The sequence below is a fragment of the Streptomyces sp. NPDC028928 genome (assembly GCF_055564915.1).
This window is the reverse complement of sequence record NZ_JBVHVI010000006.1, coordinates 270,918-296,039: the sequence shown is the minus strand read 5'-3', so window position 1 is coordinate 296,039 and position 25,122 is coordinate 270,918. Positions and strand designations below refer to the sequence as shown.

General features: G+C 73.8%; 21 protein-coding genes, 1 tRNA gene and 1 pseudogene. 8 read left to right on the top strand and 15 right to left on the bottom strand.

Features of this window, described 5'->3' with window-relative positions; translation table 11 throughout:
• The first annotated feature begins 10 nt into the window (after positions 1-10).
• On the top strand, positions 11-952 hold the full coding sequence (locus tag ACZ4U1_RS17120; RefSeq protein WP_467904203.1) for a 4Fe-4S dicluster domain-containing protein: 942 nt from the start codon (positions 11-13) through the stop codon (positions 950-952).
• Entirely contained in the window at positions 949-1,962 is a 1,014-nt protein-coding gene (nrfD, locus tag ACZ4U1_RS17115) for an NrfD/PsrC family molybdoenzyme membrane anchor subunit (RefSeq protein WP_467903965.1), read from the top strand. Before ACZ4U1_RS17120 ends, nrfD begins: the two co-directional genes overlap by 4 nt.
• Positions 1,963-1,964: 2 nt before the next feature.
• Here nrfD and ACZ4U1_RS17110 read toward each other — a convergent pair whose 3' ends face one another.
• The 4 genes from ACZ4U1_RS17110 to ACZ4U1_RS17095 are packed head-to-tail and all read right to left on the bottom strand — an operon-like array spanning position 1,965 to position 5,105.
• Positions 1,965-2,459 (bottom strand): hypothetical protein, encoded by a 495-nt coding sequence (locus ACZ4U1_RS17110; protein WP_467903964.1) that lies wholly within the window; start codon positions 2,457-2,459, stop codon positions 1,965-1,967.
• Positions 2,460-2,467: 8 nt separating this feature from the next.
• Complete coding sequence (locus ACZ4U1_RS17105) at positions 2,468-2,827, bottom strand: hypothetical protein (RefSeq protein WP_467903962.1); 360 nt, start codon at positions 2,825-2,827, stop codon at positions 2,468-2,470.
• Complete coding sequence (locus ACZ4U1_RS17100; RefSeq protein WP_467903960.1) at positions 2,824-4,482, bottom strand: cytochrome c oxidase subunit I; 1,659 nt, start codon at positions 4,480-4,482, stop codon at positions 2,824-2,826. Before ACZ4U1_RS17100 ends, ACZ4U1_RS17105 begins: the two co-directional genes overlap by 4 nt.
• Positions 4,479-5,105 carry a cytochrome c oxidase subunit II gene (locus tag ACZ4U1_RS17095; RefSeq protein WP_467903959.1) on the bottom strand — a complete coding sequence of 209 codons (627 nt, stop codon included), beginning with the start codon at positions 5,103-5,105 and terminating at the stop codon, positions 4,479-4,481. The genes ACZ4U1_RS17100 and ACZ4U1_RS17095 overlap by 4 nt, the downstream gene beginning before the upstream one ends.
• 210 nt (positions 5,106-5,315) lie before the next feature.
• On the opposite strand from ACZ4U1_RS17095, the gene fdh reads away from it, so the two are divergent.
• Positions 5,316-8,585, top strand: coding sequence for a formate dehydrogenase (fdh, locus tag ACZ4U1_RS17090; protein WP_467903957.1), 3,270 nt, complete (start codon positions 5,316-5,318; stop codon positions 8,583-8,585).
• Between the two features lie 6 nt (positions 8,586-8,591).
• On the opposite strand, the gene selD is transcribed toward fdh, so the two are convergent.
• Positions 8,592-9,605 carry a selenide, water dikinase SelD gene (gene selD / locus ACZ4U1_RS17085; protein WP_467903955.1) on the bottom strand — a complete coding sequence of 338 codons (1,014 nt, stop codon included), beginning with the start codon at positions 9,603-9,605 and terminating at the stop codon, positions 8,592-8,594.
• 37 nt (positions 9,606-9,642) lie between these two features.
• Between selD and ACZ4U1_RS17080 the strand changes: the two genes are divergently transcribed.
• A tRNA-Sec gene (locus ACZ4U1_RS17080) sits at positions 9,643-9,739 on the top strand.
• Positions 9,740-9,743: 4 nt separating this feature from the next.
• Here ACZ4U1_RS17080 and ACZ4U1_RS17075 read toward each other — a convergent pair.
• Together ACZ4U1_RS17075 and selA are read right to left on the bottom strand one after the other, a co-directional pair.
• Positions 9,744-11,507 (bottom strand): annotated as a pseudogene (locus ACZ4U1_RS17075) (SelB domain-containing protein); the annotation flags it as partial.
• The gene (gene selA, locus ACZ4U1_RS17070; RefSeq protein WP_467903954.1) at positions 11,504-12,904 is read right to left on the bottom strand and encodes an L-seryl-tRNA(Sec) selenium transferase; all 1,401 of its coding nucleotides are present in this window, start codon (positions 12,902-12,904) and stop codon (positions 11,504-11,506) included. The gene selA and the pseudogene ACZ4U1_RS17075, both read right to left, overlap by 4 nt.
• A 154-nt stretch (positions 12,905-13,058) precedes the next feature.
• On the opposite strand from selA, the gene ACZ4U1_RS17065 reads away from it, so the two are divergent.
• Complete coding sequence (locus tag ACZ4U1_RS17065; protein ID WP_467903952.1) at positions 13,059-13,409, top strand: hypothetical protein; 351 nt, start codon at positions 13,059-13,061, stop codon at positions 13,407-13,409.
• 18 nt (positions 13,410-13,427) lie between these two features.
• Here ACZ4U1_RS17065 and ACZ4U1_RS17060 read toward each other — a convergent pair whose 3' ends face one another.
• The 3 genes from ACZ4U1_RS17060 to ACZ4U1_RS17050 form a co-directional block, all read right to left on the bottom strand.
• Positions 13,428-14,441 carry an MASE1 domain-containing protein gene (locus tag ACZ4U1_RS17060; protein ID WP_467904201.1) on the bottom strand — a complete coding sequence of 338 codons (1,014 nt, stop codon included), beginning with the start codon at positions 14,439-14,441 and terminating at the stop codon, positions 13,428-13,430.
• 82 nt (positions 14,442-14,523) lie between these two features.
• The gene (locus ACZ4U1_RS17055) at positions 14,524-15,351 is read right to left on the bottom strand and encodes a PP2C family protein-serine/threonine phosphatase (protein WP_467903950.1); all 828 of its coding nucleotides are present in this window, start codon (positions 15,349-15,351) and stop codon (positions 14,524-14,526) included.
• A gap of 150 nt (positions 15,352-15,501) precedes the next feature.
• Complete coding sequence (locus ACZ4U1_RS17050) at positions 15,502-15,822, bottom strand: hypothetical protein (RefSeq protein WP_467903949.1); 321 nt, start codon at positions 15,820-15,822, stop codon at positions 15,502-15,504.
• A 219-nt stretch (positions 15,823-16,041) separates the two neighbouring features.
• Between ACZ4U1_RS17050 and ACZ4U1_RS17045 the strand changes: the two genes are divergently transcribed.
• Entirely contained in the window at positions 16,042-16,356 is a 315-nt protein-coding gene (locus ACZ4U1_RS17045) for a hypothetical protein (protein WP_467903947.1), read from the top strand.
• Positions 16,357-16,404: 48 nt separating this feature from the next.
• Here the strand turns inward: ACZ4U1_RS17045 and ACZ4U1_RS17040 are convergent, their stop codons facing one another.
• Positions 16,405-17,097, bottom strand: a complete 693-nt coding sequence (locus ACZ4U1_RS17040; protein WP_467903946.1) for an alpha/beta fold hydrolase — start codon at positions 17,095-17,097, stop codon at positions 16,405-16,407.
• A gap of 345 nt (positions 17,098-17,442) precedes the next feature.
• Here ACZ4U1_RS17040 and ACZ4U1_RS17035 point away from each other — a divergent pair, with 345 nt between their 5' ends.
• Positions 17,443-17,742 carry a hypothetical protein gene (locus ACZ4U1_RS17035; RefSeq protein WP_467903944.1) on the top strand — a complete coding sequence of 100 codons (300 nt, stop codon included), beginning with the start codon at positions 17,443-17,445 and terminating at the stop codon, positions 17,740-17,742.
• A gap of 305 nt (positions 17,743-18,047) precedes the next feature.
• Here ACZ4U1_RS17035 and ACZ4U1_RS17030 read toward each other — a convergent pair whose 3' ends face one another.
• The gene (locus tag ACZ4U1_RS17030) at positions 18,048-19,256 is read right to left on the bottom strand and encodes a hypothetical protein (protein ID WP_467903943.1); all 1,209 of its coding nucleotides are present in this window, start codon (positions 19,254-19,256) and stop codon (positions 18,048-18,050) included.
• A 157-nt stretch (positions 19,257-19,413) separates the two neighbouring features.
• Between ACZ4U1_RS17030 and ACZ4U1_RS17025 the strand changes: the two genes are divergently transcribed.
• Positions 19,414-20,859 carry a glyceraldehyde-3-phosphate dehydrogenase gene (locus ACZ4U1_RS17025; RefSeq protein ID WP_467903941.1) on the top strand — a complete coding sequence of 482 codons (1,446 nt, stop codon included), beginning with the start codon at positions 19,414-19,416 and terminating at the stop codon, positions 20,857-20,859.
• Positions 20,860-20,937: 78 nt separating this feature from the next.
• Here ACZ4U1_RS17025 and ACZ4U1_RS17020 read toward each other — a convergent pair whose 3' ends face one another.
• The 3 genes from ACZ4U1_RS17020 to ACZ4U1_RS17010 form a co-directional block, all read right to left on the bottom strand.
• Positions 20,938-22,887: a collagenase gene (locus tag ACZ4U1_RS17020; protein ID WP_467903939.1), complete on the bottom strand. Its 1,950-nt coding sequence runs from the start codon at positions 22,885-22,887 to the stop codon at positions 20,938-20,940.
• Between the two features lie 148 nt (positions 22,888-23,035).
• Positions 23,036-23,989 (bottom strand): LysR family transcriptional regulator, encoded by a 954-nt coding sequence (locus ACZ4U1_RS17015; protein WP_467903937.1) that lies wholly within the window; start codon positions 23,987-23,989, stop codon positions 23,036-23,038.
• Between the two features lie 226 nt (positions 23,990-24,215).
• Entirely contained in the window at positions 24,216-25,103 is an 888-nt protein-coding gene (locus ACZ4U1_RS17010) for an NAD(P)-dependent oxidoreductase (protein WP_467903936.1), read from the bottom strand.
• Positions 25,104-25,122 lie beyond the last annotated feature (19 nt).

Genomic DNA, 25,122 nt, shown 5'->3' with positions numbered 1-25,122 from the left:
GGAGGACGGCATGAGCGACGGCGCCGGGGACCAGGGGAACGCGCTGTACGGCCCGCAGCCGGACGTGGCCGGTGCGTCGGGCTATCCGGACGCGCCGCCCCGGGTGGGCTTCTTCACCGACACCTCCGTGTGCATCGGCTGCAAGGCCTGCGAGGTGGCCTGCAAGGAGTGGAACGCGATCCCCGAGGACGGCCTGGCGCTGACCGGCATGTCCTACGACAACACGCAGGGCCTCGGCGCCGACAGCTGGCGGCACGTGGCCTTCGTGGAGCAGCAGGTGCCGTGCGGCGGGCAGGAACCGGCGGCCGCCCACGCCGGCGCCGAGGACGTCGACGTCTTCGCCGCCGCCGGGCAGATCTCCCCGGTCTCCCCCGACGGCCGGACCGAGCTGCGCTGGCTGATGGCCTCGGACGTGTGCAAGCACTGCACCCACGCGGCCTGCCTGGACGTGTGCCCCACGGGGTCGCTGTTCCGCACCGAGTACGGCACGGTCGTCGTCCAGGAGGACATCTGCAACGGCTGCGGCTACTGCGTCCCGGCCTGCCCGTACGGCGTCATCGACCGGCGCCGGGACGACGGCCGGGTGTGGAAGTGCACCCTGTGCTACGACCGGCTCGGCGTCGGCCTGGAGCCCGCCTGCGCCAAGTCCTGCCCGACGGACTCCATCCAGTTCGGCCCGCTGGAGGAGTTGCGGGAGCGGGCGCGGGCCCGGACGGCGCAGCTGCACGCGGCCGGGGTGACCGAGGCCCGCCTCTACGGCGAGAGCCCGGACGACGGGGTCGGCGGCGCCGGCGCGTTCTTCCTGCTGCTGGACGAGCCCGAGGTGTACGGCCTGCCCCCGGACCCGGTGGTCACCACCCGGGACCTGCCCGCCATGTGGCGGCAGGCGGCCCTGGCCGCCGTCTCGCTGGCCGCGCTCGCGGCCGGCGGCTTCGTGAGGAGGACGCGATGAGCGAGTCGGACGTGACCCGGGACGGCGTGCGGGGCGCGCGGCCGGGCCGGGAGGCGGTGACCGGCACGGACGCGGGACGCCGCCGGGGGCGGAGCGGCCGGGGGGAGCGGCCGGTGGTGCCGGACGCCGGGTTCTCCTCGTACTACGGCACCGCTGTGCTCAACAAGCCGCCGTGGAAGCCGCTGGACATCGCCGGATATCTGTTCCTCGGCGGGCTGGCCGGGGCGTCCTCGCTGCTGGCGGCCGGGGGGCAGCTGACCGGCCGGCCCGGGCTCGCGGCACCGGCGAAGCTGGGCGCGGCCGGGGCGATCTCGCTGTCGCTGGCGGCGCTCGTGCACGACCTGGGGCGGCCGGCCCGGTTTTTGAACATGCTCCGGGTGCTCAAGCCGACCTCCCCGATGAGCGTGGGCTCGTGGCTGCTGGCCGGGTACGCGCCGCTGACGCTGACCGCGGCGGCCACCGAGGTGGCGGGCCGGTACCGGCTGCTGGGCTCGGCCGCGACGGTGGCCTCCGCCGTCCTCGGGCCGGCCGTGGCGACGTACACCGCGGTGCTGCTGTCGGACACGGCGGTGCCCTCGTGGCACGAGGGGTACCGCGAACTGCCGTTCGTCTTCGCGGGCTCGGCCGCCACCGCGGCGTCCGGCCTGGCCCTGGCCGCCGCTCCGGCCGCCCAGGCGGGACCGGCCCGCCGGCTGGCCGTGCTCGGGGCCGCCCTGGAACTGGCCGCCTTCCGGGCGATGAAGCGGCGCATGGGCCTGGCCGCCGAGCCCTTCGAGCAGGGCCGGCCGCGTGTGCTGGTGCGCGCCGCGGAACTGCTGACGGCGGGCGGTGCGGCCCTCGCCCTGTGCCGCGGGCGGGACCGGCGCCTCGCTCTGGCCGCCGGGGCCGCGCTGCTCACCGGCTCGGCGGCGCTGCGCTTCGGCGTCTTCCATGCGGGGGTGGCCTCGGCCGAGGACCCGAAGTACACGGTCGTACCGCAGCGGGAACGGCTGTCGGGGGACGGCGGCTGACCTCAGCCCTCCGCGGCTCGGACCGCCTCCCGCTCCTCCCGGTCGACCCAGGACCAGGTGACCGCCGCCGCGGTGATGCCGACCGGCAGCATGCCGGTGATCATGGCGAGGCCGGCCGCCGCGTGGCCCGCGGCGACCACGCCCACGGCGGGCAGGTCCAGGAGCGGGGTGGCGAGGAACAGGTACAGACAGCGGCCGGCGTCGTCGAGGCGGTGCCGGGTGCGGGCGACGACCGGCAGCCAGAACAGTACGGCGGCGCACACGAGCAGCGGTTCCGTGACCGACGCCCCGCCGGGGGGCCGCAGTCCGGTGAGGTCGCCGAGGACCGCCCAGGCGTGTGCCAGGACGAGCAGGGGCAGGGCGACCGGCGCGGGGACGCTGATCCGCTCCCACAGCGGGGAGGACCGTACGGCCCGGACGGCGGCCGGGACCACGGCGGCGACCAGCAGCGCCGACCAGAGCATCGGTACCACGGACGGCTGTCCCGCGTGCTCCACGGCCCCCCTCACCTCTCGCGGGCCGTCGTGCCCCGCACCGCGAGGGCCGCCGCCACCGCCAGCAGGGGCACGGCGACGACCAGCAGCCAGCGGCCGTAGACGAAGCACAGCGTGACCAGCAGCAGGCCGGCCGCGGCGGGCGGCACCGCGCCCGCTCCCCGGTCCGGGACGCGGTAGCGGACGTGCTGGTCGGGAGCCGTGCGGGAGGACAACAGCACGGCCAGCGCGGCCAGTTCGAGGACGAAGACGGCTCCGCCCCACAGCCAGTACACCATCGGGGTCTCGCCGTAGACCGCGAGGACGGCGAGCAGGACGCCGTTGAGCAGCCCCCAGCCGGCGACCACCAAGGCGGACAGGTGCCGTCTCATGTCCGGCTCCTCCCCCGGCGTTCGAGGTCGAGCAGCGGGGCGAAGCCGGTGACGGGCGGGAGCGGGCGGTCGGCGGGGAAGTTGAGGCGCGGCGGCGGGGACGGCGCGGCCCACTCCAGGGTGTGCGCGCCCCAGGGGTCGTCACCGGCCGGCTCCGCGCGGCCGAGCCGGCGGCTGCGCAGGGTCCCCAGCACGTTCACCACGAAGACGGTCATCGCGGCGGCGAGGAAGGCCGCGCCGATGCTCGCGAGCAGGTTCAGCAGGCCGAAACCGTCGAAGGACGCGTAGCTCGCGACCCGGCGCGGCATGCCGAGGTAGCCGAGCGCGAACATCGGCAGGAACGTCAGGTTGGTGCCGGCGACCAGCAGCCAGAAGTGCAGGCGGCCCAGGCGTTCGTCGAGCAGGGCGCCGGTGACCTTCGGGAACCAGAAGTAGACCGCGGCGAAGAGACCGAAGGCGCTGCCCGCGAAGAGCACGTAGTGCAGGTGGGCGACGACGAAGTAGCTGTCGGTGACGTGGTAGTCGATCACCGGGGTGCCCACCATGATCCCGGTGAGGCCGCCGATCAGGAACTGCGGGACGAACGCGAGCGCGAACAGCATCGGGGTGCGCAGCCGCAGCCGGGCGCCGAGGATCGTGCCGAGCATGCCGAGGTACTCGACGCCGGCCGGGACGAGCAGGGCGATGGAGGTGAGGGAGTAGTAGTCGTTGGCCGCCTGCCCGGTGGCGAACATGTGGTGTCCCCACACGCTCATGGACAGGGCGGCGAACACCAGCAGCGACAGCACGGTGCCCCGGTAGCCGAAGAAGCGGCGGCCGGAGAACACGGCGAGCACCTCGGCGACGGCGGCGAGGTACGGGAAGAACATCACGTACACGACGGGGTGGCCGTAGAACCAGAAGAGGTGCTGGTAGCCGATGTTCCACACGTTGGACGCGAAGACCGAGGCGTCGGCGCGGCCCACGGCGAGCAGGGCGAGCGCCGCGAGCAGCGCCGGGAAGGCGCCGATCACCATCAGACAGGTGGCGGTCATCCCCCAGCAGAACACGGGCAGCCGCAGCATGGTCATGCCGCGGGTGCGCCGGCGCAGGACCGTCCACAGCACCGCCCAGCCCTGGAGGATGGTCCCGGTGACGGCGAGGAGCACGCCCGCGATCCACAGGTCGGTGCCGGAGCCCGGCGAGTGCTCGCTGTCGGCCATCGGCGGGTAGGAGAACCAGCCGCCGGCATGGGCGCCGTTCGGGGTGGCGAAGCCGGCCAGCAGGGTGAGCGAGCCCAGCGCGTAGAGCCAGTAGCCGAGGAGGGTCAGCCGGGGCAGGGCGATGCCGGGGGCGCCGATCTGCAGGGGCACCAGGTAGACGCCGAGGCCGAGCGCGAACGGCGTCATGACCAGGTAGATCATGCCGGAGCCGTGGACGGTGAAGAGCTGGTCGTAGACCGGTGCGGTGAGGAAGGTCTCCTCGGGCTGGGCGAGCTGGGCGCGCATCAGCAGCGCGAACACGCCCATCAGCAGCAGGAGCAGCAGGGAGGTGCCGGCGGTGAGCAGGCCGATGCGCTTGTGGTCGGTGGTGGCGACCCAGCCGAGCCAGCTGCCGGGCGGGACGGGCCGGCCGGCGTCGTCACGCTGTGCTTCGGCGGAGGGCGCGACCGTCATGCCGCGGCCGTCCCGCCGTGCGCCCAGCGGTCGTACTCCTCGGGCGGGACGGCCTTGATCCAGAAGTCCATCGTCCAGTGCCGCTGCCCGCAGAACTCCGCGCACCGGCCCCGCCAGCGGCCCGCCCGGTCCAGGGTGAGGGCGAAGGTGTTCACGTGGTGCGGGAAGGCGTCCATCTTGTAGCGCAGACCCGGCACCCAGAGGGAGTGGATGACGTCCCGTGAGGTGAGCCGGAGCTGCACGGTCCGGCCGGTCGGCACGACGAGGGTGGGGATGTCCGCGCCCCTGCACGTGCTGGTGACGTCGCGGTGCCGCGGGGGCTGGGGGTAGCGGAAGGTCCAGCACCACTGGAAGCCGGTGACGTCGACGCGCAGCGGCTCGGGGCCGGCCGCGGGGTGCTCCCGGTGGTTCTGCCAGGCGGTCCAGGCCACCAGGAAGACCGCGAAGGCGGCGAGGGCACCGACGTAATACGCCTCCAGGCGGGGGCGTTCGGGACGCTCTCCGGTTCCGGACCGGCGTCGCACCAGCGCTACGGCCAGCACCGCGAGTACGGCGAGGAACACGGCGCCGGCGACGACGGCCTCCAGGGTGAACACGGCGCCGAATACGTGACGCTGCCTCACCGCGCCGCCGCCTCCGCCCCGACGCCCCTGACCACCATGCGATCGCTCCCGTCACTCGCTCGGGACCGTGACCACCCGGACATTACGGGCACCCTGTCCGGTCCGTGCGCCGACACACCGTGGCGGCGGAGTCCCCGGAGATGCCGTGATCGTACGGATACGGGACAATCCGGGTACGGGAAGTCCGGCAGCGAGCGGGAGGAGCACCTCGTGGGCGTACGCACCTGGATCGGCTCCTGGCCGGTCTACCGGCAGCTCACCGGTACCGACCCGCTCGGCCGGGGCGCCGCCGCCAAGAGCGGCCGCAGCGCGCGCCTGACCCCGCGGGTGGCCACCGCCGACCGGGTGGTGAAGTCCGTCTGCCCGTACTGCGCGGTGGGCTGCGGCCAGAACGTGTACGTCCAGGACGGCCGGGTCACCCAGATCGAGGGCGACCCGGACTCCCCGATCTCACGCGGGCGGCTGTGCCCCAAGGGCGCGGCGAGCCTCCAGCTGACCACCGGCGACGCCCGCGAGCACCAGGTCCTCCACCGGCGTCCGCACGGCACCGAGTGGGAGCGGCTGGACCTGGACACGGCGATGGACATGATCGCCGACCGGGTGATCGAGGCCCGCCGGGCCGGCTGGCAGTGGGAGGTCGACGAGACCCGCACCCGCCGCACCCTGGGCATCGCGAGCCTGGGCGGAGCCACCCTCGACAACGAGGAGAACTACCTCCTCAAGAAACTGTTCACCGCGCTCGGCGCCATCCAGATCGAGAACCAGGCGCGCGTTTGACACTCCTCCACGGTTCCCGGTCTGGGAACCTCGTTCGGCCGCGGCGGCGCGACCACCTTCCAGCAGGACCTGCAGAACGCGGACTGTGTCGTCATCCAGGGCTCGAACATGGCCGAGTGCCATCCGGTCGGGTTCCAGTGGGTGATGGAGGCCAAGGCCCGCGGTGCGAAGGTGATCCACGTCGACCCCCGGTTCACCCGCACCAGCGCCCTCGCCGACCTGCACGTGCCGCTGCGCGCGGGCACGGACATCGCCTTCCTCGGCGGGATCGTCAACTACGTGCTCCAGCACGAGAAGTACTTCCGCGAGTACGTCGTGGCCTACAGCAACGCGCCGGTGATCCTGCGGGAGGACTTCCGGGACACCGAGGACCTGGCCGGCGTCTTCTCCGGCCTGGACGCCGGCAACCGCGGCTACGACAACGCCAGCTGGCAGTACGAGGGCACCGAGGTGCAGGCGGCCTCCGGCGAGCGTGACCAGGAGTACGAGGAGCGCACCCGCGGCGGCAGTTCGGTGAGCGAGGCGGCGCGCGGCGAGGCCCATGGCTCCGGCGGCGCGGCCATCGGCGAGGGCGAGCCGGAACGGGACGAGACGCTGTCCCACCCCCGCTGTGTGTTCCAGGTGCTGAGGCGGCACTACGCCCGCTACACGCCCGAACTGGTCGAGCAGGTCTGCGGGGTGCCGCAGGACCTCTTCCGCCGGGTGTGCGAGCTGGTCACGGAGAACTCCGGGCGCGACCGGACGACGGCCTTCGCCTACGCCGTCGGCTGGACGCAGCACACGGTGGGGGTGCAGAACATCCGGGCGGCCTCCGTCCTGCAGACCCTGCTCGGCAACATCGGCCGGCCCGGCGGCGGCATCCTCGCTCTGCGCGGGCACGCCTCCATCCAGGGCTCCACGGACATCCCGACCCTGTTCAACCTGCTGCCCGGCTACATCCCGATGCCGCACGCCCACCAGAACCAGGACCTGGACGCCTTCGTCACGGCCGAGGCCGCGCACAAGGGCTACTGGGGCAACATGCGCGCCTACCTGGTGAGTCTGCTCAAGGCGTACTGGGGCGACGCGGCGACGCCGGAGAACGACTTCTGCTTCGACTACCTGCCGCGGCTGACCGGCTCCCACTCGACGTACGAGACGACGATGGCCCAGCTGGACGGCGTCTGCAAGGGCTACTTCCTGCTCGGCGAGAACCCGGCCGTGGGCAACGCCGACTCCAAGCTGATGCGGCTCGGCATGGCCAACCTGGACTGGCTGGTCGTCCGCGACTTCTCCCTCATCGAGTCGGCGACCTGGTGGAAGGACGGCCCCGAGATCGAGACCGGTGAGCTGCGCACCGAGGACATCCGCACCGAGGTGTTCTTCCTGCCGGCCGCCGCGCACACCGAGAAGGACGGCAGCTTCACCAACACCCAACGGCTGCTCCAGTGGCACCACCAGGCGGTCGAGCCGCCCGGGGAGGCGCGCAGCGAGCTGTGGTTCGCCTACCACCTGGGCCGGATCATCCGGCGGAAGCTCGCCGGGTCGGGCGACGAGATGGACCGGCCGGTGCTCGACCTGGCCTGGGAGTACCCGACGAAGGGCCGGCACGCCGAACCGGACGCGGAGGCGGTCCTCGCCGAGATCAACGGCCGGGACGCCGAGGGCCGTCCGCTCTCCTCGTACGAGGAGCTGAGACCCGACGGCTCGACGGCCTGCGGCTGCTGGATCTACTGCGGGGTGTACGCCGACGGCGTCAACCAGGCGGCCCGCCGCAGGCCGGGCCGGGAGCAGGACTGGGTGGCGGCCGAGTGGGCGTGGGCCTGGCCCGCCAACCGGCGGATCCTGTACAACCGGGCCTCCGCCGACCCCGAGGGCAGGCCGTGGAGCGAGCGCAAGGCGCTGGTGTGGTGGGACCCGGAGAAGGGTGAGCAGGGCGAGTGGACCGGGCACGACGTGCCCGACTTCAAGAAGGACAAGGCTCCGGACCACGAGCCGCCCGAGGGCGCGACCGGGCCGGAGGCCCTGTCCGGTACGGACCCGTTCGTCATGCAGGCCGACGGCAAGGCCTGGCTGTACGTGCCGTCCGGGCTCACCGACGGTCCCCTGCCGGCGCACTACGAGCCGCAGGACTCCCCGTTCCCGAACCTGCTCTACGACCAGCAGCGCAACCCGGTACGGCAGTTGCTGCCGCCGCACCCGGACAACCGCTACCAGCCGAGCGGCGACGAGCCCGGCTCCCGGGTGTTCCCGTACGTGGCCACCACCTACCGGCTCACCGAGCACCACACGGCGGGCGGCATGTCCCGCTGGCAGCCGTACCTGGCGGAACTCCAGCCGGAGTTCTTCTGCGAGGTGTCCCCGGAGCTGGCCGCCGAGCGGGGCCTCGCGCACACCGGGTGGGCGACGATCGTCAGCGCGCGGGGCGTGGTCGAGGCGCGGGTCCTGGTCACCGACCGGATGGCCCCGCTGACCGTGCACGGGCGCACGCTGCACCAGGTGGGGCTGCCGTATCACTGGGGTCCGAACGGCTACAGCACCGGGGACGCGGCCAACGAGCTGCTGCATCTGTCCCTGGACCCGAACACGCACATCCAGGAGACGAAGGCGTTCGCCGTCGACATCCGCCCGGGCCGGCGGCCCCGGGGCCCGGCGGCGCCCGCGCTGGTGCGGGCGTACCGGATCCGGGCGGGCATCGACGAGCACACGGGAACCGAGCCGTGACGGCTCCTACCTGAGGATGATCGAGCAGGTCCCGCGCGGCACCAGCTCCCCCACCACCGGCGCCCCGGGCACCTCCCCGGCGACGAGCAGCCCGCCGGAGGTCTGCGCGTCGGCGAGCAGCAGCCGGGTGTCCGCGCCGGTGCTCCCGAAGTCGGTGTACGGCGTGACCCACTCCAGGTTGCGCCGGGTCCCGCCGCTGACGTACCCGTCCCGTACGGCCTCCCGGGCGCCCTCCAGGTACGGGACGGCGGTGGTGTCGACCACGGCGGTCACCCCGGAGGCGCGGGCCAGCTTGTGCAGATGGCCGAGGAGTCCGAAGCCGGTGACGTCGGTGGCGCACTCGGCGCCGGCGGCCAGCGCAGCCTCGGAGGCCTCCCGATTGAGGGCCGCCATCGTGGCGACGGCGTGCTCGAACCGCTCGCCGGTGGCCTTGTGCCGGTTGTTCAGCACGCCGGTGCCCAGCGGCTTGGTGAGGGACAGCGGCAGCCCGGGGCGGCCGGCGTCGTTGCGCAGCAGCCGCGCGGGATCGGCGATGCCGGTGACGGCCATGCCGTACTTCGGCTCGGGGTCGTCCACGCTGTGCCCGCCGCCGACATGGCAGCCCGCCTCGGTGGCGATGTCCAGTCCGCCGCGCAGCACCTCGCGGGCGAGGTCGAACGGCAGCCGGTCGCGCGGCCAGGCGAGCAGGTTGACGGCGAGCACGGGGCGCCCGCCCATGGCGTACACGTCGGACAGGGCGTTGGCGGCGGCGATCCGGCCCCAGTCGTAGGGGTCGTCCACGACCGGGGTGAAGAAGTCGGCCGTGCACACCACGGCGGTTCCCCGGTGCGTGACCACGGCCGCGTCGTCGCCGGTGGCGAGGCCGACGAGCAGCGGGGTGTCGCCGCCGGTGAGCGGCGGCGCGGTCAGCCCCGCGACCACCTCCTCCAGCTCGCCGGGCGGGATCTTGCAGGCGCAGCCGCCGCCGTGGGCGAACTGGGTGAGCCGTACGGGCGTCCGACGGGTCGGTGTCGATGTCATACCGGTGGTCTCCTGGGGCAGTAGCCTGACGGGCGGTGGAGGCGTGTGGGCGCCTGGTGGCCCTCCCGGTCTTCAAAACCGAGGTGCCCGAGGATCTCGGGCAGGCAGGTTCGATTCCTGTCCGCCTCCGTCCACCGCGTCCGGACGACAGCGCCGGTGCTGCTCGTCGACGCGCTCCGTGTGTCCCCGGGCGTCCAGGAACTCCAGCAGCGGTACGGCCACCCGGCGGGTGGTGTCGAGCGCGCGCCGGGCCTCGCTGAGGGTGAACGGCTGGGGCAGCGCGCGCAGGACGGCGGCGGCGTCGGCGTCCGCGCCGGGCAGCAGCACGATCCCGTCGGCGATCCGCAGCAGGGCCCCGGCGGCCGCCGCGGCCGCCAACGCCTTGCGGTCCAGCCCCAGTTCGGCGAGGCGTCCGGCCTCGGGGGCCCGGAACGGGGTGCGGACGAGGTCCCGGCGCAGGGCGTCCACGGCCGCGTGGACGGGTGCCGGCAGGGCGGGGCGGGGGCTGTCGGCGGGGTACAGCCGCCCCTGGCGGGCGTGGATCCGGGGCTGGGCCGCGGCCAGCGCGTCGACCAGGGCGCGGTCGGGCAGTGCGAGCCGCCGGCGGGCCGCCTCCGTGGGCAGGCCGGGGTCCAGCGGGTGGGCGCGGGCGTGTTCGGTGACCTGGCCGGCCAGCCGGTCCTTCAGGAGGCTCCAGTGTTCCGGGTCGGCGAGCCAGTCCCCGGCGACGGGCTCGGCGGCCGCCGGGACGCCCATCGCCCGCAGGTCGGCGCGGCGGACGAGCTTGCGGCGGCGCAGCTCGGCGGCGCCGTCCGGACGGCCGGTCATGGTGTCCAGCTCGGCCGCGCGCGCCCGGCCGGCGCCGCGCCGGGTCAGCCGGGGCGGCCGTACGTCGAGGATGGTGACCCCGCGGGGCGTGCGGGTGCCGCCGGGTTCGCGGAGCACCGCGCGGTCGCCGGCCCGCAGGGGCAGCGCCCGGCGGAGGGTGAGCCGGGCGGTGTCCCGGCCGAGCGGGCGGACGGTCACCGGCACGGCGGCCGTCCCGATGTGCAGGGTGACGCACCGGGGCAGGCCGGCCACCGGCTCCCCGGTGACCCGTACGTCGGCGACCTCGGTGCACAGCCAGCGGTCCGGGGTGAGCAGCACCTGGCCGCGACTCAGGGGGGTGTCTCCCTGACCGTGCACGTTGACGGCGACGCGGGCCACCGCGCCGACGGCCGTGCGCTCGTCGTGCAGGCTCTGCAGTCCGCGCACCCGCAGGACGGCCGGCCCGTCGGCCGTGACCAGCCGGTCGCCGACGCGCAGGGTGCCGGCACCGAGGGTGCCGGTCACCACGGTGCCGTGGCCCCGGACGGTGAACGCCCGGTCGAGCCACAGGCGTACGTCGGCGCCGGTGTCGGGCGCGGGCAACCCGGCCGCCAGCCGGGCCAGTTCGACGCGCAGATCGTCCAGTCCCGCGCCGGTGACCGCGCTGACCGCGACCTGGGGCACCGTGCCGAGGGAGGTTCCGGCCAGGCGCTCGACGGCGTCGGCGCGCACCGGTTCCGGGTCGGCGAGGTCGCTGCGGGTCACCGCGAGGACCGCGTGCCGGACGCCGAGCGCGTCGAGGACGGCCAGGTGCTCCTCGGACTGCGGCTGCCAGCCCTGGTCGGCGGCGACCACGAACAGCACGGCGGGCACGGGACCCACGCCGGCCAGCATGGTCGGCACGAACCGCTCGTGCCCGGGTACGTCCACGAAGGCGAGGTGGTCGTCGCCGAGGCGGGTCCACACGAAGCCCAGGTCCAGGGTGAGACCCCGGCGGCGCTCCTCCTCGTAGCGGTCGGGCTCCATGCCGGTGAGGGCGCGGACCAGCGCGGACTTGCCGTGGTCGACATGGCCGGCGGTGGCCAGGACCCTCATCGCGCCGGCCCTTCCGCCGTGGTCCGGGCCGTCCGCACGGCCGTGGCGAGCCGTTCGTCGTCCTCCGCGGGCACCGCCCGCAGGTCCAGCAGGCAGCGCCCCGCCTCCAGGCGTCCGACGACCGGGGCGGGGCCGGTGCGCAGCGCGGCGGCGTACGGCTCGGGCAGGGACAGCGCCGCGCTGGGCAGGGTGACGCCGGGTGCGCCCCCGCCGCCGACCGTGGCGGCGCTCTCGACGGCGGTCACGTCGATCCCGTCGGCGCCCAGCGCGGCGGCGAGCCGGTCGGCGCGGGCCCTGAGCCCGGCCGGGCCGGCGGTGAGGGCGAGGGCGGTCGGGGTGGGCGGGCCGGTGAGGGTGGCCTCCAGGGCGGCCAGGGTGAGCTTGTCGACGCGCAGGGCGCGGGCCAGCGGGTGCCGGGCGAGGGTGCGGACCAGGTCGTCCCGGCCGAGCAGCAGCCCGCACTGGGGTCCGCCGAGCAGTTTGTCGCCGCTCGCGGTGACGAGCGCCGCGCCGGCGCACAGCTGGGTGTCGGCGTCGGGTTCGGCGGGCAGGGCCGGATGCGGGGCGAGCAGCCCGGAGCCGATGTCGACGACGACCGGGACGCCGAGGCCGGTGAGGTCGGCGACCTCGGCCGACCGGGTGAATCCGGTGATCCGGAAGTTGGACGGGTGGACCTTCAGCACGAACCCGGTGTCCGGCCCGATCACGGCCGCGTAGTCGGCGGGGGTCGTGCGGTTGGTCGTACCGACCTCGCGGAGCCGGGCGCCGGTCGAGACCAGCAGGTCGGGCAGGCGGAATCCGTCGCCGATCTCCACCATCTCGCCCCGGCTGACCACGATCTCCTTCCCGGCCGCGAGGGCGGTGGCGGCCAGGACCAGGGCGGCGGCGCCGTTGTTGACGACGTGCGCGGCGCCGGCGGCCGGCACCCCGGCGTGCAGCGCGGCGAGCGCGGAGCGTCCCCGGCGGGCCCGTGCGCCGGTGGTCAGGTCGAGTTCGACGTCCGTGGGACCGGCCGCCTCCCGGACCGCCTGCCGGGCCGCGGCGGACAGCGGGGCCCGGCCGAGGTTGGTGTGGAGGAGCACCCCGGTGGCGTTGATCACCGGGCGCAGTCCGCTCGCGGTGCCGGGCAGCAGGTCCAGGGCGTGCTGCGGGACCTGCTCCGGTGGGATGCCGCCCGCGCGGGCCCGCTCCTGCGCCTGCCGTACGGCGGACTTCACCCGGTGGGCGCCGAGCCGGTCCGCGGCCGCGGCCAGGCGGGGGTCGCGCAGCAGGGTGTCGGTGCGCGGGATGCGGCGGCGACCGTCGGCCGGGTCCCGGCCGGCGGCCGGATCCGCGGGCCGGGGCGTGCTCCGCGTGGTGGCCTCGCCCGTCCTTCCTGGTACCGGCCGCTGCTCCATGCCGCCCCTGTCCCTCCCGGTCCGGCCCGTGACTCTCCCGGTCCGGCCGTGTGCCCGTGCCGGCTCGGCCCATCGTCCCCCAGTGCTCTCGGCGGCCCGGACGACACGCCGGGACTCACGTTGCGACGGCCACCGCCCGGGTACTCGGCGGCGCATGAAGGACCACGAGCGCAAGCGACAGGACGACAGCACGACGGAGGCCGGGCGGGCGGCACGCCGGCAGCGCGAGGCGGACCGCGAGCGCGCCTCCGCGGAGCCGTTCGACTACCCGTACCCGGAGCGCCGGGCGGGCGTCCGGGCCCGGCGTCACATCAGCGAGGCGGCGGCCGCCGCGGACACACCGCCGGGGATCCCCGGCGGGTACGGCACGACGGGCGGCGGCCAGCCCGGCGCCGTCGGCGCAGCCCACCCGCCGAACCGCGAGCGGCGCGGTACGGCGGCGGGGACGCCGGCGGCGGAGCCGGGCAGTGACGACGAGGGTCCGGTGAACCGGTCGGAGCGCTGACCGCGCGGGTCGAACCGCTCACGGGGCTCCGGTCGGCCGGGACCGGCCGTCGGCGTCGTCGGCGTCCGACTGCAGCCGGGGCGGCGGGGCCTCGCCCGCGGTGAGGTGTTCCAGCACCTCGACCAGCTCCTGGCAGGCCTGCTCCACCGAGCGCCGGGTGTTGCGCTGCTCGGTGATCACGGCGGACAGCAGCAGCGCGGTCAGGGCCATGGCTCCGTTGAACGCCTGGAGCTTCAGCATGACCTCGATCCGGCTCAGCTCGGCGAACGCGCCCACGCCGTCCGTGGCGGCGACGGTGGCCAGCACGGAGGTCAGCAGCGCGCAGAGCACGCTGCCCACCAGCTGGAAGCGCAGGGCCGCCCAGATGATGAGCGGGTAGACGAGGAAGAGCATGCTGAGCGAGCTGTAGACGGCGAGCGGTACGAGCACGCAGGCGACGACGGCCAGCGCGGTCGCCTCCTTCCAGCGGCGCAGGGGCAGCGGCCCGCGGGCGTCGTGCAGCAACAGCAGCAACGGGGTGACGATCAGGACGCCCATCGCGTCGCCGACCCACCAGGCGAGCCAGACGGGCCAGAAGCTGTGCGCGGGCAGGCTGTGGTTGAGGACGAGCAGGCCGACGCCGAGGGTCGCGCTGATCAGCATGGCGCCCAGCGCGGCCAGGAACACCAGGGCGAGGCCGTCGCGCAGCCGGCTCAGACCGGTGCGGAAGCCGGCCCGGCGCAGCAGCAGGGCCGCGCACACGGGTGCCGCGGTGTTGCCGACGAGGATGACGAGGACGTCGGGGCCGGGTGTGGTGAGGGACAGGACGGAGAACAAGGCGCCGAGCGTGATGCCGGGCCAGCAGCCCAGGCCGAGGATGAGCAGCGCGGCGACGGCGACGCCGGTCGGCGGCCAGATGGGGGTGACGGTGGCGCCCTCGACGGTCAGCTCGCGCAGCAGGCCGAGCCGGGCCGCCGCGTAGTAGCAGGCGGCGACGGCCAGGATCTGGACGGCGTAGCCGCCCGGCCTGCGCAACTCCTCGATACCCACCACAGCAGCCATCTCACACCGATGGGCGTCGGTCGGCGAGGCGAGGCGCGCCGCGGTCCGGCTCTCCGGCTGAATACGCGCCGGTTCAGGGCCCGCCGGGCCTGTCCAGGCCCACGACCAGGACGGCGGCGTCGTCCTCGTGTCCCACGCTCTCGGCGCCCTTGATCACGGCCGCGGCGAGCGCGCGGGCTTCCAGTCCGGCGACGGCGGCGATGCCGGCGAGCCGCACCACCTGGTCGAGGCCGTCCTCGATGTTCAGGGACGGCCCCTCCACGACCCCGTCGGTGAGCAGGACGAACACTCCGCCGGTGGTGAGCCGGTGCCGGGTGACCGGGAACTCGACGCCCTTCTCGATACCGAGCGGCGGTCCCCCCTCGTCGTCGACGACGCCGGACTTTCCGTCGGCCGTGGCCCAGACGAAGGGGATGTGACCGGCCCGGGCGCTCTCCAGCACTCCCGTGGCCGGGTCGAGCCGCATGAAGGTGCAGGTGGCGAACAGCTCGCTGCCCAGGGACAGCAGCAGGTCGTTGGTGCGGGCCAGGAGCTCGCCGGGCTCGCCGGTGACCGAGGCGAGCGCCCGCAGCCCGGCTCTGACCTGGCCCATGAAGGCCGCGGCCTCGATGTTGTGGCCCTGTACGTCACCGATGGACAGCCCGATCCGGCCGTCCGGCATCGCGAAGGCGTCGTACCAGTCGCCGCCCACGTTGAGACCGAGGTTGGCGGGGGTGTAGCGCACCGCCAGGTGCAGGCCGGGCGCGGTCGGCAGGTCCCGGGGGAGCATGCCGCGCTGCAGGGCGAGGGCCAGCTCGACCTGGGTGCGCTGCACCTCCGCGCGCTGACGCGCCTGGGCGGTGAGCGAACCGAGTCTGGCCAGCAGCTCGTCGCCTTCGTCCGTGGAGCGCTTGCGGGGCATCGATCACTTCCGGCGGGGCGGTGGCTCGTGACGGGCCGGTCGCCTGCGTTTCTGGCAAACGCCTAGATTTTACCGAAAGAGGATGATCTCACCCCCGGGGATGAACCGGGCCCCGGGCCCCGGGGACCGGGCCCCGTCCCTGTCCGGCGGTCACCGGACCTCGGAGTCGATGCCGGTGATCACCGCGGGCCCGAGCGGTGCCGTGCGCTCGTCCAGTCCCGCGTCCTGGAGCGCGGAGCCCGCGAGCCGGCGTGCCTCCTCCTCGGCGTGCCGGCCGGTGTCCGCCTCGACGGTCAGGCGCAGGGTGAAGGTGTTGTCCTCGTTGACGCTGAGCACGTCCAGGTCCTCGGCGCTGCCCATGCGGGTGCCGTGCGGGTCGGCGGGCTTGAGCGCCCGGGCCAGCCGGGTGCGGGTGTCGGCCTCGATCCCGGTGGTGAAGGTGCCGGGGACGCTGATCACGTAGGTCGTCATGAGACGGTCCTTTCCTCGGGCGTCCCCTCGACTACCCCGATTCGCGGGCTTCGCACAGCGGGCGAGGGGGCAGCGCCGTCACGCGTCCCCGTCGCCGTCCCCCGGACGGTGGACGTGACCGTGTCGGCTCCGGGGCCGGGCGGGGCGGGAGTGGGAGATTACCCGTGCGGTCTCGTCCGCTCCCGTTCCCTCCCGTCTCCGTTCACGAAGGACACGCCCATGCGTCTGTGCCGTCCGCTCGCCGCCGTACTCGGCGGTCTCGCCCTCGCTCTGACCACCACGGGTTCCGCGCTCGCCGCCGACGGCACGTTCGTGTGGGTCGGGCCCCAGGGCAAGGCGTACGCCATCGACAACCCGCCGGACAACAAGTGCTTCGACATGGGCCAGGAGGCGCGCTCGGCCCGCAACGGCACGAAGAAGCCGCTCGTCGTCTACGCACAGAAGAAGTGCAAGGGGACCGCGCTGCGGCTCGCGCCGGGCCGGTCGGCGCCCAGCGGCACCCGGTTCGCCAGCGTGATCTTCAACCCGCGCTGACCGCAGGGTGTGATGACGCGGGGGGGCGCGCGCCCCCCGTCGTGCTCCTCAGATCCACCCGTCGAGCGCGCCCATGAAGCCGTCGAAGTCGTCCCGGAACAGGGTGTGCCCGGCCCCTTCGACGGTCCGGACCTCGAAGCCCCGTCGCACCAGTTCCTCGGCCAGGCCGGGTCGCAGGAGGTCGCTCCTGCCGGCCAGCAGCACCAGCGAGGGCACCACCGGGCGCGCCGGTGTCCGGCTGACCGAGTAGACGGCCGGCAGGACGCCGGCCGTGGCGGGGTCCCAGTCGGCGAGCGTGGCCAGCTCGATGTCCACGTCCGTGTCGTCCCAGCGCGGGTTGAGGCTGCTGATCATTGCTCGGCCGGCGTTCTTGAAGACCGTGAAGTACGCCGACGCCTCGACCGCTCTGCGGCGCAGTTCCCAGGCCGGGTCGCAGTAGACGGCCCGCGCGGGTGCCAGCCGTTCGACGGCATCGGCCAGCGCCATCGCCCCGAGCGAGTGACCGATCGCCAACTCCGGCCGCTCGGGCAGGGTTTCGACGAGGTCGTCCGCCCAGGCCTCGGGGCTGTACTCGCCCCGCCCGCTCGCTCCGTGCCCGCGCAGGTCCACGCCGATGACCCGGTACCCCTTGTCCGCGAGGACGGGTGCGAGCCGGTGCCAGGTGCGGTGGTCGGACATGAGGCCATGGACGAGGACGGCGATCCGGTCGCCGCTCCCCCACTCGTGCGTGTACAGCATCATCGGCGGTGTCTCCCCCCGTTCCGGTCGGCTGATCATGTCACCGCGGCCGGTGCCGGATCCACTCACGGCGGTCGGCCGGTGTCCATCGTCGCGCGCGGAGCGCCGGAAAACCGGGTGGCACGCGCCCGTGTCCGCGCGTCGGCGTGCCGCACATGTCCGGCCCCGAGGCCGCCGGCCGCCGGCCGCCTCACGGCGCATGGAGTCTCACGCCTTCCCAGCGCACGTCCGAGTTCATGCCAGCCGGCCTGGCGCCGGACATCGCCCGGGACCTCGGGGTCTGCGTGCCGACGGGGACACTCAGCTCCGCCTCCGCCGCCGGCATGATCGCGGGGCGCCGCTGACCGCGTGGTCGCGGCCCTGGCCGACGCCGGTTTCCTGGCCGTCGTCCTGACGGCGACAACCGGCATGGTCGCACCGGATGCCGGGGGCCGGGCCACCGCCCTGGTCGGCGGCACCCCGCTCGCCTGTCGCGGGGCCGGACGGGCGCCGGCCGTGCCGGCGCTGTTCGGGGGCCGGTCCTGGACCTGCCTGCCTTCGCTGTTCGGTGCCGGTGCGTTCGCCGGGGTGACGGCGGCGGGCCGGCCGGCACACCACGGCGCGCGGCCGGTGCCGACGGCCACCGGAACCGCGCTGCTCGCAGGCTGAGCCGCCCTCACGCGGGGCGGCCGGCGGTGGCCTCGCCCTGCTGCCGGTCCTGGGCCTGCCGGTCTTCGGTGTCGGTTCGACGCGGTCACGCGGGTGCTGTACGAGGCGGTGGACCCGCCGTCGCCGGGGGTGCGTTCGCTACGTCGGCGCTGGACGTGGGCGCCGCGCTCGGTCCGGTGCTGGGCGGCGCCGCGCTCGACGGGGACTCGGCCACCGCTCTCCGGTGGGGGTCAGCGTGCCGCCGGCGGCCGTCGCGGGCCTGGTCGCCCGCGTCGGGGACACCGGCCGTGTGGGCAGGCGGTGGCTCACAGCGGGGAGTGGGCCACGGCCATCACATAGGCGCCGGACAGCAGGGAGACCAGGGCGAGGGCGCCGTACACCACGACCGCCGGGGACCGGCGCAGCCACCAGGTCCGGGCGAGTGCCTGTGCCATCGGGATGAGCAGCGGGAAGGCCGGCAGCAGGAAGCGCGGTTTGGAGGAGAAGGAGCCGGAGCCGCCGACGACGAGCAGGACGAGGACGCCGGAGAAGACCACCAGGGCCAGCGGGGCGCGCTCCAGGCACAGCAGTGTGAACAGCAGCAGGCCCGCCATGACGATCAGGAGGGCGGCCGGGTAGACGACGCCTCCGCCGTGCAGGAGCAGGGCCTTGAGGAAGCGGACCGAGCCGGCGCCGAAGTCGAAGCGGGAGTCCCAGGCGCTCTGGACCGTGAAGTAGCCGCCGAGGAGGTCTCCGGTACGGCTGCCCACCCACAGCACATAGCCCAGCCAGCCGAGCGGGGCCACCAGCGCGCCGGCCCACAGCCCCGCCGGAGCACGGCCGCGCTGCCGCAGCGCCTCGTACCCGGCGGCGAGGGAGACGGCCACCGCCACCGCGAAGCCGCTGGGCCGGGACAGGCCCGCGAGCGCGGCCAGGGTTCCGGCCCACAGCCAGCGCCCCCTCAGCACGCAGTACAGGGACCACGCGGCGAGCGCCGCGAACAGCGACTCCGTGTAGGCGATGGTGAGTTCGACCGAGTGCGGCAGGGCGGCCCACAGGGCGACCAGCGCGGTGGCGACACCCCGGCCGTACAGATGGTGGCCGACGAGGTAGACGCCGTACGCGGCCACGCACGCGGCCGTCCAGGCGACCAGAAGGGCGGACTGGCCGGGGGTGAGCGGCAGGGGGACGGTCAGCGCCCGGATGAGCGCGGGATAGAGGGGGAAGAACGCCCAGTCGGTCTGGACGGCTCCTTGCGGGGTGACCCAGATGAGGTGGCCGTAGCCGTGCGTGGCGATGTGCAGGTACCAGCGGGAGTCCCAGGAGTGGGCCAGGTTCCGGACCAGCGGATGCCCCCGGAGTTCGTTGGTGAGGACCACCGCGAGGATCCCGGCGAGCCGGATCCCCGCGAACAGGGCGAGGGCCGGCAGGAAGCCCCGGCCCGAGCCGGCCCCGGCCGGCCGTGGCAGCCGGGGGCGGCTCAGGGGGCCGGAGGGGGCGGCCGGCTCGGGCCGGGGCACGGAGGAGGTACTCACGGTCCTGACCTTGGGCGGGCCCGTGCGGAGGCGCAACGCGCGACCCGGGTTTCTTACGCGGTTCCACCCTGATTCAGGAACCGGTCGGGGCCGTCGACAGGCCCCCGAAAGGGTGTGGTTATCATATGAGCGCTGCCTAGCTCGAAAGTATGGATCTGTGACTGTCAACGACGACTCGTTCACCAACTGGAAGATCCGCGAGGAGATCGCGGAGTCGATGATCCCGCTCATCGGGAAGCTGCACCGCGAGCGGGACGTGACCGTCCTGCTGCACAGCCGCTCCCTGGTGAACAAGTCGGTGGTCAGCATCCTCAAGACGCACCGCTTCGCCCGGCAGATCGCCGGTGCCGAGCTGTCGGTCACCGAGACCATGCCGTTCCTCCAGGCTCTGACCGCCCTCGACCTCGGGCCGTCCCAGATCGACCTCGGCATGCTGGCCACCATGTACAAGGCCGACGAGCGCGGCCTGAGCGTGGAGGAGTTCACCGCCGAGGCGGTCGCCGGCGCGACGGGCGCCAACAAGATCGAGCGCCGGGAGCCGCGCGATGTCGTCCTCTACGGCTTCGGCCGCATCGGCCGCCTCGTCGCCCGCCTGCTGATCGAGAAGGCCGGCTCCGGCAACGGCCTGAGGCTGCGCGCCATCGTGGTGCGCGGCGGCGGCGCCCAGGACATCGTCAAGCGCGCCTCGCTGCTGCGCCGCGACTCCATCCACGGCCAGTTCCAGGGCACGATCACCGTGGACGAGGACAGCAGCACGATCGTCGCCAACGGCAACGCGATCAAGGTGATCTACGCCGACGACCCGTCGCACGTGGACTACACCGAGTACGGCATCCGGGACGCCATCCTCATCGACAACACCGGCAAGTGGCGCGACCGCGAGGGCCTGTCCAAGCACCTGCGCCCCGGCATCGAGAAGGTCGTCCTCACCGCGCCGGGCAAGGGCGACGTCCCGAACATCGTGCACGGCGTCAACCACGACACCATCAAGCCGGACGAGCAGATCCTGTCCTGCGCCTCCTGCACCACCAACGCCATCGTGCCGCCCCTGAAGGCGATGGACGACGAGTACGGTGTGCTGCGCGGCCACGTGGAGACCGTCCACTCGTTCACCAACGACCAGAACCTGCTGGACAACTACCACAAGTCCGAGCGCCGCGGCCGCAGCGCGCCGCTCAACATGGTCATCACCGAGACCGGTGCCGCCTCCGCCGTCGCCAAGGCGCTGCCCGACCTCAAGGCGAAGATCAGCGGCAGTTCGATCCGCGTCCCGGTGCCGGACGTCTCGATCGCGATCCTCAACCTCCAGCTGGCCCGCGAGGCCACCCGCGAAGAGGTCCACGACTACCTCCGCGAGGTCTCGCTGACCTCCCCGCTGAAGCGCCAGATCGACTTCATCACGGCGCCCGACGCGGTCTCCAGCGACTTCATCGGCTCGCGCCACGCCTCGATCGTGGACGCCGGCGCCCTGAAGGTCGACGGCGACAACGCGATCCTCTACCTCTGGTACGACAACGAGTTCGGCTACTCCTGCCAGGTCGTCCGCGTCGTCCAGCACGTCTCGGGCGTGGAGTACCCGACGTACCCGGCGACGGCGGTCTGATCCGCCCCGCACCGAGGACGCGTACGGCCGCCGACCGGGTTTTCCGGTCGGCGGCCGTCGTCATGGGCGCGCGTGCGGTCAGGCCGCGGCCGGCCTGCTGCACGCGCCCGTGGCGCACGCCGTGAGCCACTGGTCGAAGTCGGCGTCGTAGCGGGTGCCGATGCCGTCGTGGTAGACGGCGTATCCGCCGGCGTAGTCACCGACGCGGAAGCGGGCGAGCATGCGCTGGATGTCGTCGGGGTGCCGCTCGACCATGTAGCGCGCGGCGAGGTAGCCCCACGGGTAGGTGCGGGTCACGTCGCTGTTGTCGTAGGTGTTCTCGAACAGGGTGCTGAGCTTGTACGTGTGCTTGCCGGCCTCCTGGATCGCCTGGTCGTCGGCGAGGCCGCGGTAGCTGTAGGAGACGTACTCGGCGATGCCCTCGATCCACCACACGTCCGGCACGGAGATCTGCCGGGCGAAGTCGCCCGACATGTCGTCGCGGGCGTCCAGGAAGTGCGTGTACTCGTGGTTGAGGTTCCAGATCCGGGCCGGGAAGCCGTCGTCGTAGTTCTTCTGGTACATGATCGACATCGGCTGGTTGGCGGGGTCCGACGGGTCGCCGCCCAGCGTCATGCCGCCGTTGTCGGTGCTGATGCCGTACATCGCGCCGGCGTACGTCTGGTAGTCGGCCCGGCTGGTGAACACCACCAGGCGGAGTGTGGAGGCGTACTGGCCGGGTATCGCGCCGTCGGCCCGCACGACCGAGCGGAAGTAGGCGTCCTGGCGGAGCACGCTGGCGCAGGCGGTGTCGAGGTCGGCGGCGGTGAGCGCCTGGGCGCGGACGGTGACGTTCGCGTCGCAGTGGTGCGTGACGGGCAGGACGGCCTGGTCGAGCTTCTCCGGCAGGTCGCAGACGTCGTAGTAGGCGCAGTCGGCCTTGTCGTAGGCGGCGGCCTGCGTGGCCACCGCCACCCACAGCGCGGCCGTCGGACCGGTGATCCCGGTCCGGTCCAGCAGGTCCTTGGCCAACGGCCGTACGTCGTCCCGCAGTCCGGGGTGCTCGGTGTAGCGGGCGAGGTTCATCCCGGCGTTGGAGTCCAGGAAGGCCAGGTCGGTGCCGAGCTGGTCGGTGTTGGCCAGCGCGAAGTCGTAGAGGGTGTCGACGATGCGCGGGTCGGCCTCGACCGCCCGTACGTACCGCGGGTTCCAGTTGCCGCGCCACAGCGGTGTGTAGACGTCGTTGACGGCCCTGATCATGCTGTCGATCGCGTCGTACGAGCTGTCGTAGTCGTTCAGCAGCCGTCGGTAGACGTACAGGTAGCGGCCCTGCTGGTCGGCGCTGTCGGTGAGGATGACGGTCTCGCCGAGGATCTGGCCGTTGGCCGCGGTGACGTCACGGGAGTGGGCGCGGGCGAAGAAGGTGTCCATGCCGCTCGTGACAGCGGTGGTGAGGCGGGAGGTGTACGGGCCCACGTCCCCGGGGTGGTTGAACTGCACGTAGTAGCCGGCGCGCAGGAAGAGCACCAGTTGCAGCAGGCTGCCGGAGTTGTCGCCGCGGTACTGCCCGGCGGTGCGCGTGAACGCGTTCGCGACGGTCAGCATCTGGGCCTCGCGGAAGACGGCGCGCGCGTCGGTGCCGGTGACCGCGAAGAGGGTGTTGACGCAGTCCGCGGTGGCGGCCTTGACGTAGGAGACGAGGGCGGAGCCGGTACGGCTGCCGAAGTCGGCCGGGGTACAGGAGCCCGCCTGCACCGGGCGCGGTCCGGTCTGCCGGGTGAACGACGGTTGCATGGGCGGGAGTTGGACCGGGCTGAGCCGCTCGGCCTGGGTCGCGGGGCGCTCGGTCGCGGCGGTGGACGCGGCGGCGGGCGGGGGCACGGGGAGGTGCGGGCGGGGCGCGGCGGCCGGGGCGGTGTGCGGCCGGGGTGCGGCCAGCGCCGGGGTGGACAGCAGGCCGGCCAGGGTGACGCAGACGGCGGCGGCACCGGCGATGCGGCCGGCCGTGCCTCTCGGCGCGCGTCCGGGCAGCGCGAAGCGATAGCGCATCGGGATTCCTCCACGAAGGGATGCGCCTCTGTGGGGTGTTGAGGCGTGTGAGGCACTGTCTCAGCGCACCACCCCGACCAACAATGGCGTGTGACATAGCACATGGCACTGCCCGCTCATAACATCGCGGCGCACCCGTGACCCGCTCCTACGCCCCGGCGGCGCTCCAGGTGCGCGAGGCCCAGGTGCGCAGGTGCGGTGCCTGGGCGACGAGATCGCGGTACGCGCCCATGGCGGACTGCAGCACCGTCTCCACGACGTCGTCGGCGACGGTGTCGGGCCGCCAGGCCAGCACATAGCGGCACCACAGCGGGGAGCCCGCCAGCGGTTTGACCACGACGTGCGGGATCGGCCGCAGCGTCGGCTGCACCAGGGACACCCCGAGACCGTCGGCGATCATGCTCTGCAGCTGGGTCTGGTCGCCGAGCCACTCGTGGACGGTGACCGGCGTGAACCCGGCCGCCGCACAGGCGTCGTAGAACACTCCGGGCCAGCCGGCACCGTCGTCCGGGGTCACGAACCAGGCGTCCTCGGCGAGGTCGGCGAGCTGCACCTGGGTGCTCTGCCGGAGCCGGTGCCGGGCGGGGAGGGCGACGAAGGTGGGTTCGGTGACGATGCCGCGGTGCCGTACGGCCGTCGAGTGCCGTAGCTCCATGCCCGGGTAGTCGGCGGCGATGGCGGCGTCCACCGCGCCCTCCTCCAGCAGCTCCACGATCCGCGAGGACGCGTAGACGCTGGTGACCGAGAGGGTCAGCTCGGGCAGCCGGGCGCGGACGCGGGAGACCGTGCCGGACAGCATCGGCGAGTTGGTGGCGGCCACGCGCAGGGACCGGCGGGGGCGGGCGGATGCCGGGCGGTGCCCGATCGCGGCGGCCCGCACGAGGACGTCCCGGGCCTGCTCGACCACCTCGGCGCCGTACCGGGTCGGCCGGACCCCGCTCGGCCCGCGTTCGAAGAGCGGTTCGCCCAGATGGCGTTCGATGCGGCGGAGCTGGGTGCTCACGGCGGGCTGCGAGTAGCCCAGCTGCGCGGCGGCGCGGCCCACGCTGCCCGCGTCGGCGATCGCGCACAGCACCCGCAGGTGCCGCAGCTCCAGCTCCATCGGTCCGCTCCCGGCTTGTTCCCACGGCCGGCCCGGCGCCGTGCCCCCGCACCCCGTACGTGACCGCGCCCGCCGCCCGCGCCGGCCGTGGTCGGGGCCGGCCGACCGAAGCGTTCCATGGCCTCCTCCACGGCACAAGTCGCAGGTCCGCCAGGGTGCGGGCGGTCACATCACCTCACATCACCTGGTCACATCCCCCCGGTCGGCGCCCCGGGGGCTTCGGGCCTCAGCGGCGCCCCAGCATCTCGGCGACCCGGATGAACCCGTCCCCGCCGTGCCCGAGGCCGATCACGCGGCGGGCCATGCCCTCCACGGCCCGCATCACGCCCGCGTCGATGCCGTGCGACTCGGAGACCTCGACGACATGGGCCATGGTGGAGGCGGCCGAGGTGATCGGGTTGATCTCCCCGGAGTAGGTGCCGCTGTCGGCGTCCTCGGCGAACTGCTGGAAGAGCGGCGGCAGGATCGCGCCGATGCCCTGGGCGAAGGGCGCGAGTTCGCCGGCGGTGACGCCCTCCGCGCGGGCGATCGCCACGGCGTGCGCGTAGCCCGCCATCGCGGTCCAGAAGAGGTCGAGCAGCGCGATGTCGAAGGTGGCGGCACGCCCGGGGTCCTCCCCCAGATGGGTGTGTGTCCCGCCCAGTACCTCCAGCACCGGCCGGTGCTGTTCGAAGAGATCGCGCGGGCCGCTGTGCAGGAAGACCGCCTCCGGTGTGCCGATGCTGGGAGCCGGAGTCATGATCGCACCGTCCAGGTAACCGATGCCGTGCGCCTCCGCCCAGTCCGCGGTGTCCCGGGCGCGGTGCGGGGTGTCGGCGGTGAGGTTGACGACGGTACGGCCCTTCAGTGCGCGGGTGACGTCGTCGCGGCGCAGGATCGCGTCGGCGGCGTCGTAGTTCACCACGCAGAGGACGACCAACCGCGCTGCGGCGACGGCTTCTTCGGCCGTCTCCGCGGTCGCCGCGCCCTGCTCGGTCAGCTCCCGGTCCTTCCCGGGCGTGCGGTTCCAGACCGTGGTGGGTACGCCGGCGGCGAGGAAGGCGCCCGCCAGCGAGCGGCCCATCGGGCCGAGCCCGAGCACGGTGACGGCAGGAAGATCCAGAGACGTGGACATGTTGCAACTCCCGTAGGTG

Coding starts and splice junctions, on each gene's coding strand:
- ACZ4U1_RS17020 (WP_467903939.1), bottom strand. CDS start 22,887: ATGCGCTATCGCTTCGCGCTGCCCGGACGCGCGCCGAGAGGCACGGCC.
- ACZ4U1_RS17010 (WP_467903936.1), bottom strand. CDS start 25,103: ATGTCCACGTCTCTGGATCTTCCTGCCGTCACCGTGCTCGGGCTCGGC.
- ACZ4U1_RS17105 (WP_467903962.1), bottom strand. CDS start 2,827: ATGAGACGGCACCTGTCCGCCTTGGTGGTCGCCGGCTGGGGGCTGCTC.
- ACZ4U1_RS17055 (WP_467903950.1), bottom strand. CDS start 15,351: ATGCCCCGCAAGCGCTCCACGGACGAAGGCGACGAGCTGCTGGCCAGA.
- ACZ4U1_RS17040 (WP_467903946.1), bottom strand. CDS start 17,097: ATGATGCTGTACACGCACGAGTGGGGGAGCGGCGACCGGATCGCCGTC.
- nrfD (WP_467903965.1), top strand. CDS start 949: ATGAGCGAGTCGGACGTGACCCGGGACGGCGTGCGGGGCGCGCGGCCG.
- ACZ4U1_RS17065 (WP_467903952.1), top strand. CDS start 13,059: ATGAAGGACCACGAGCGCAAGCGACAGGACGACAGCACGACGGAGGCC.
- ACZ4U1_RS17015 (WP_467903937.1), bottom strand. CDS start 23,989: ATGGAGCTGGAGCTGCGGCACCTGCGGGTGCTGTGCGCGATCGCCGAC.
- selD (WP_467903955.1), bottom strand. CDS start 9,605: ATGACATCGACACCGACCCGTCGGACGCCCGTACGGCTCACCCAGTTC.
- ACZ4U1_RS17100 (WP_467903960.1), bottom strand. CDS start 4,482: ATGACGGTCGCGCCCTCCGCCGAAGCACAGCGTGACGACGCCGGCCGG.
- ACZ4U1_RS17045 (WP_467903947.1), top strand. CDS start 16,042: ATGCGTCTGTGCCGTCCGCTCGCCGCCGTACTCGGCGGTCTCGCCCTC.
- ACZ4U1_RS17120 (WP_467904203.1), top strand. CDS start 11: ATGAGCGACGGCGCCGGGGACCAGGGGAACGCGCTGTACGGCCCGCAG.
- ACZ4U1_RS17050 (WP_467903949.1), bottom strand. CDS start 15,822: ATGACGACCTACGTGATCAGCGTCCCCGGCACCTTCACCACCGGGATC.
- selA (WP_467903954.1), bottom strand. CDS start 12,904: ATGGAGCAGCGGCCGGTACCAGGAAGGACGGGCGAGGCCACCACGCGG.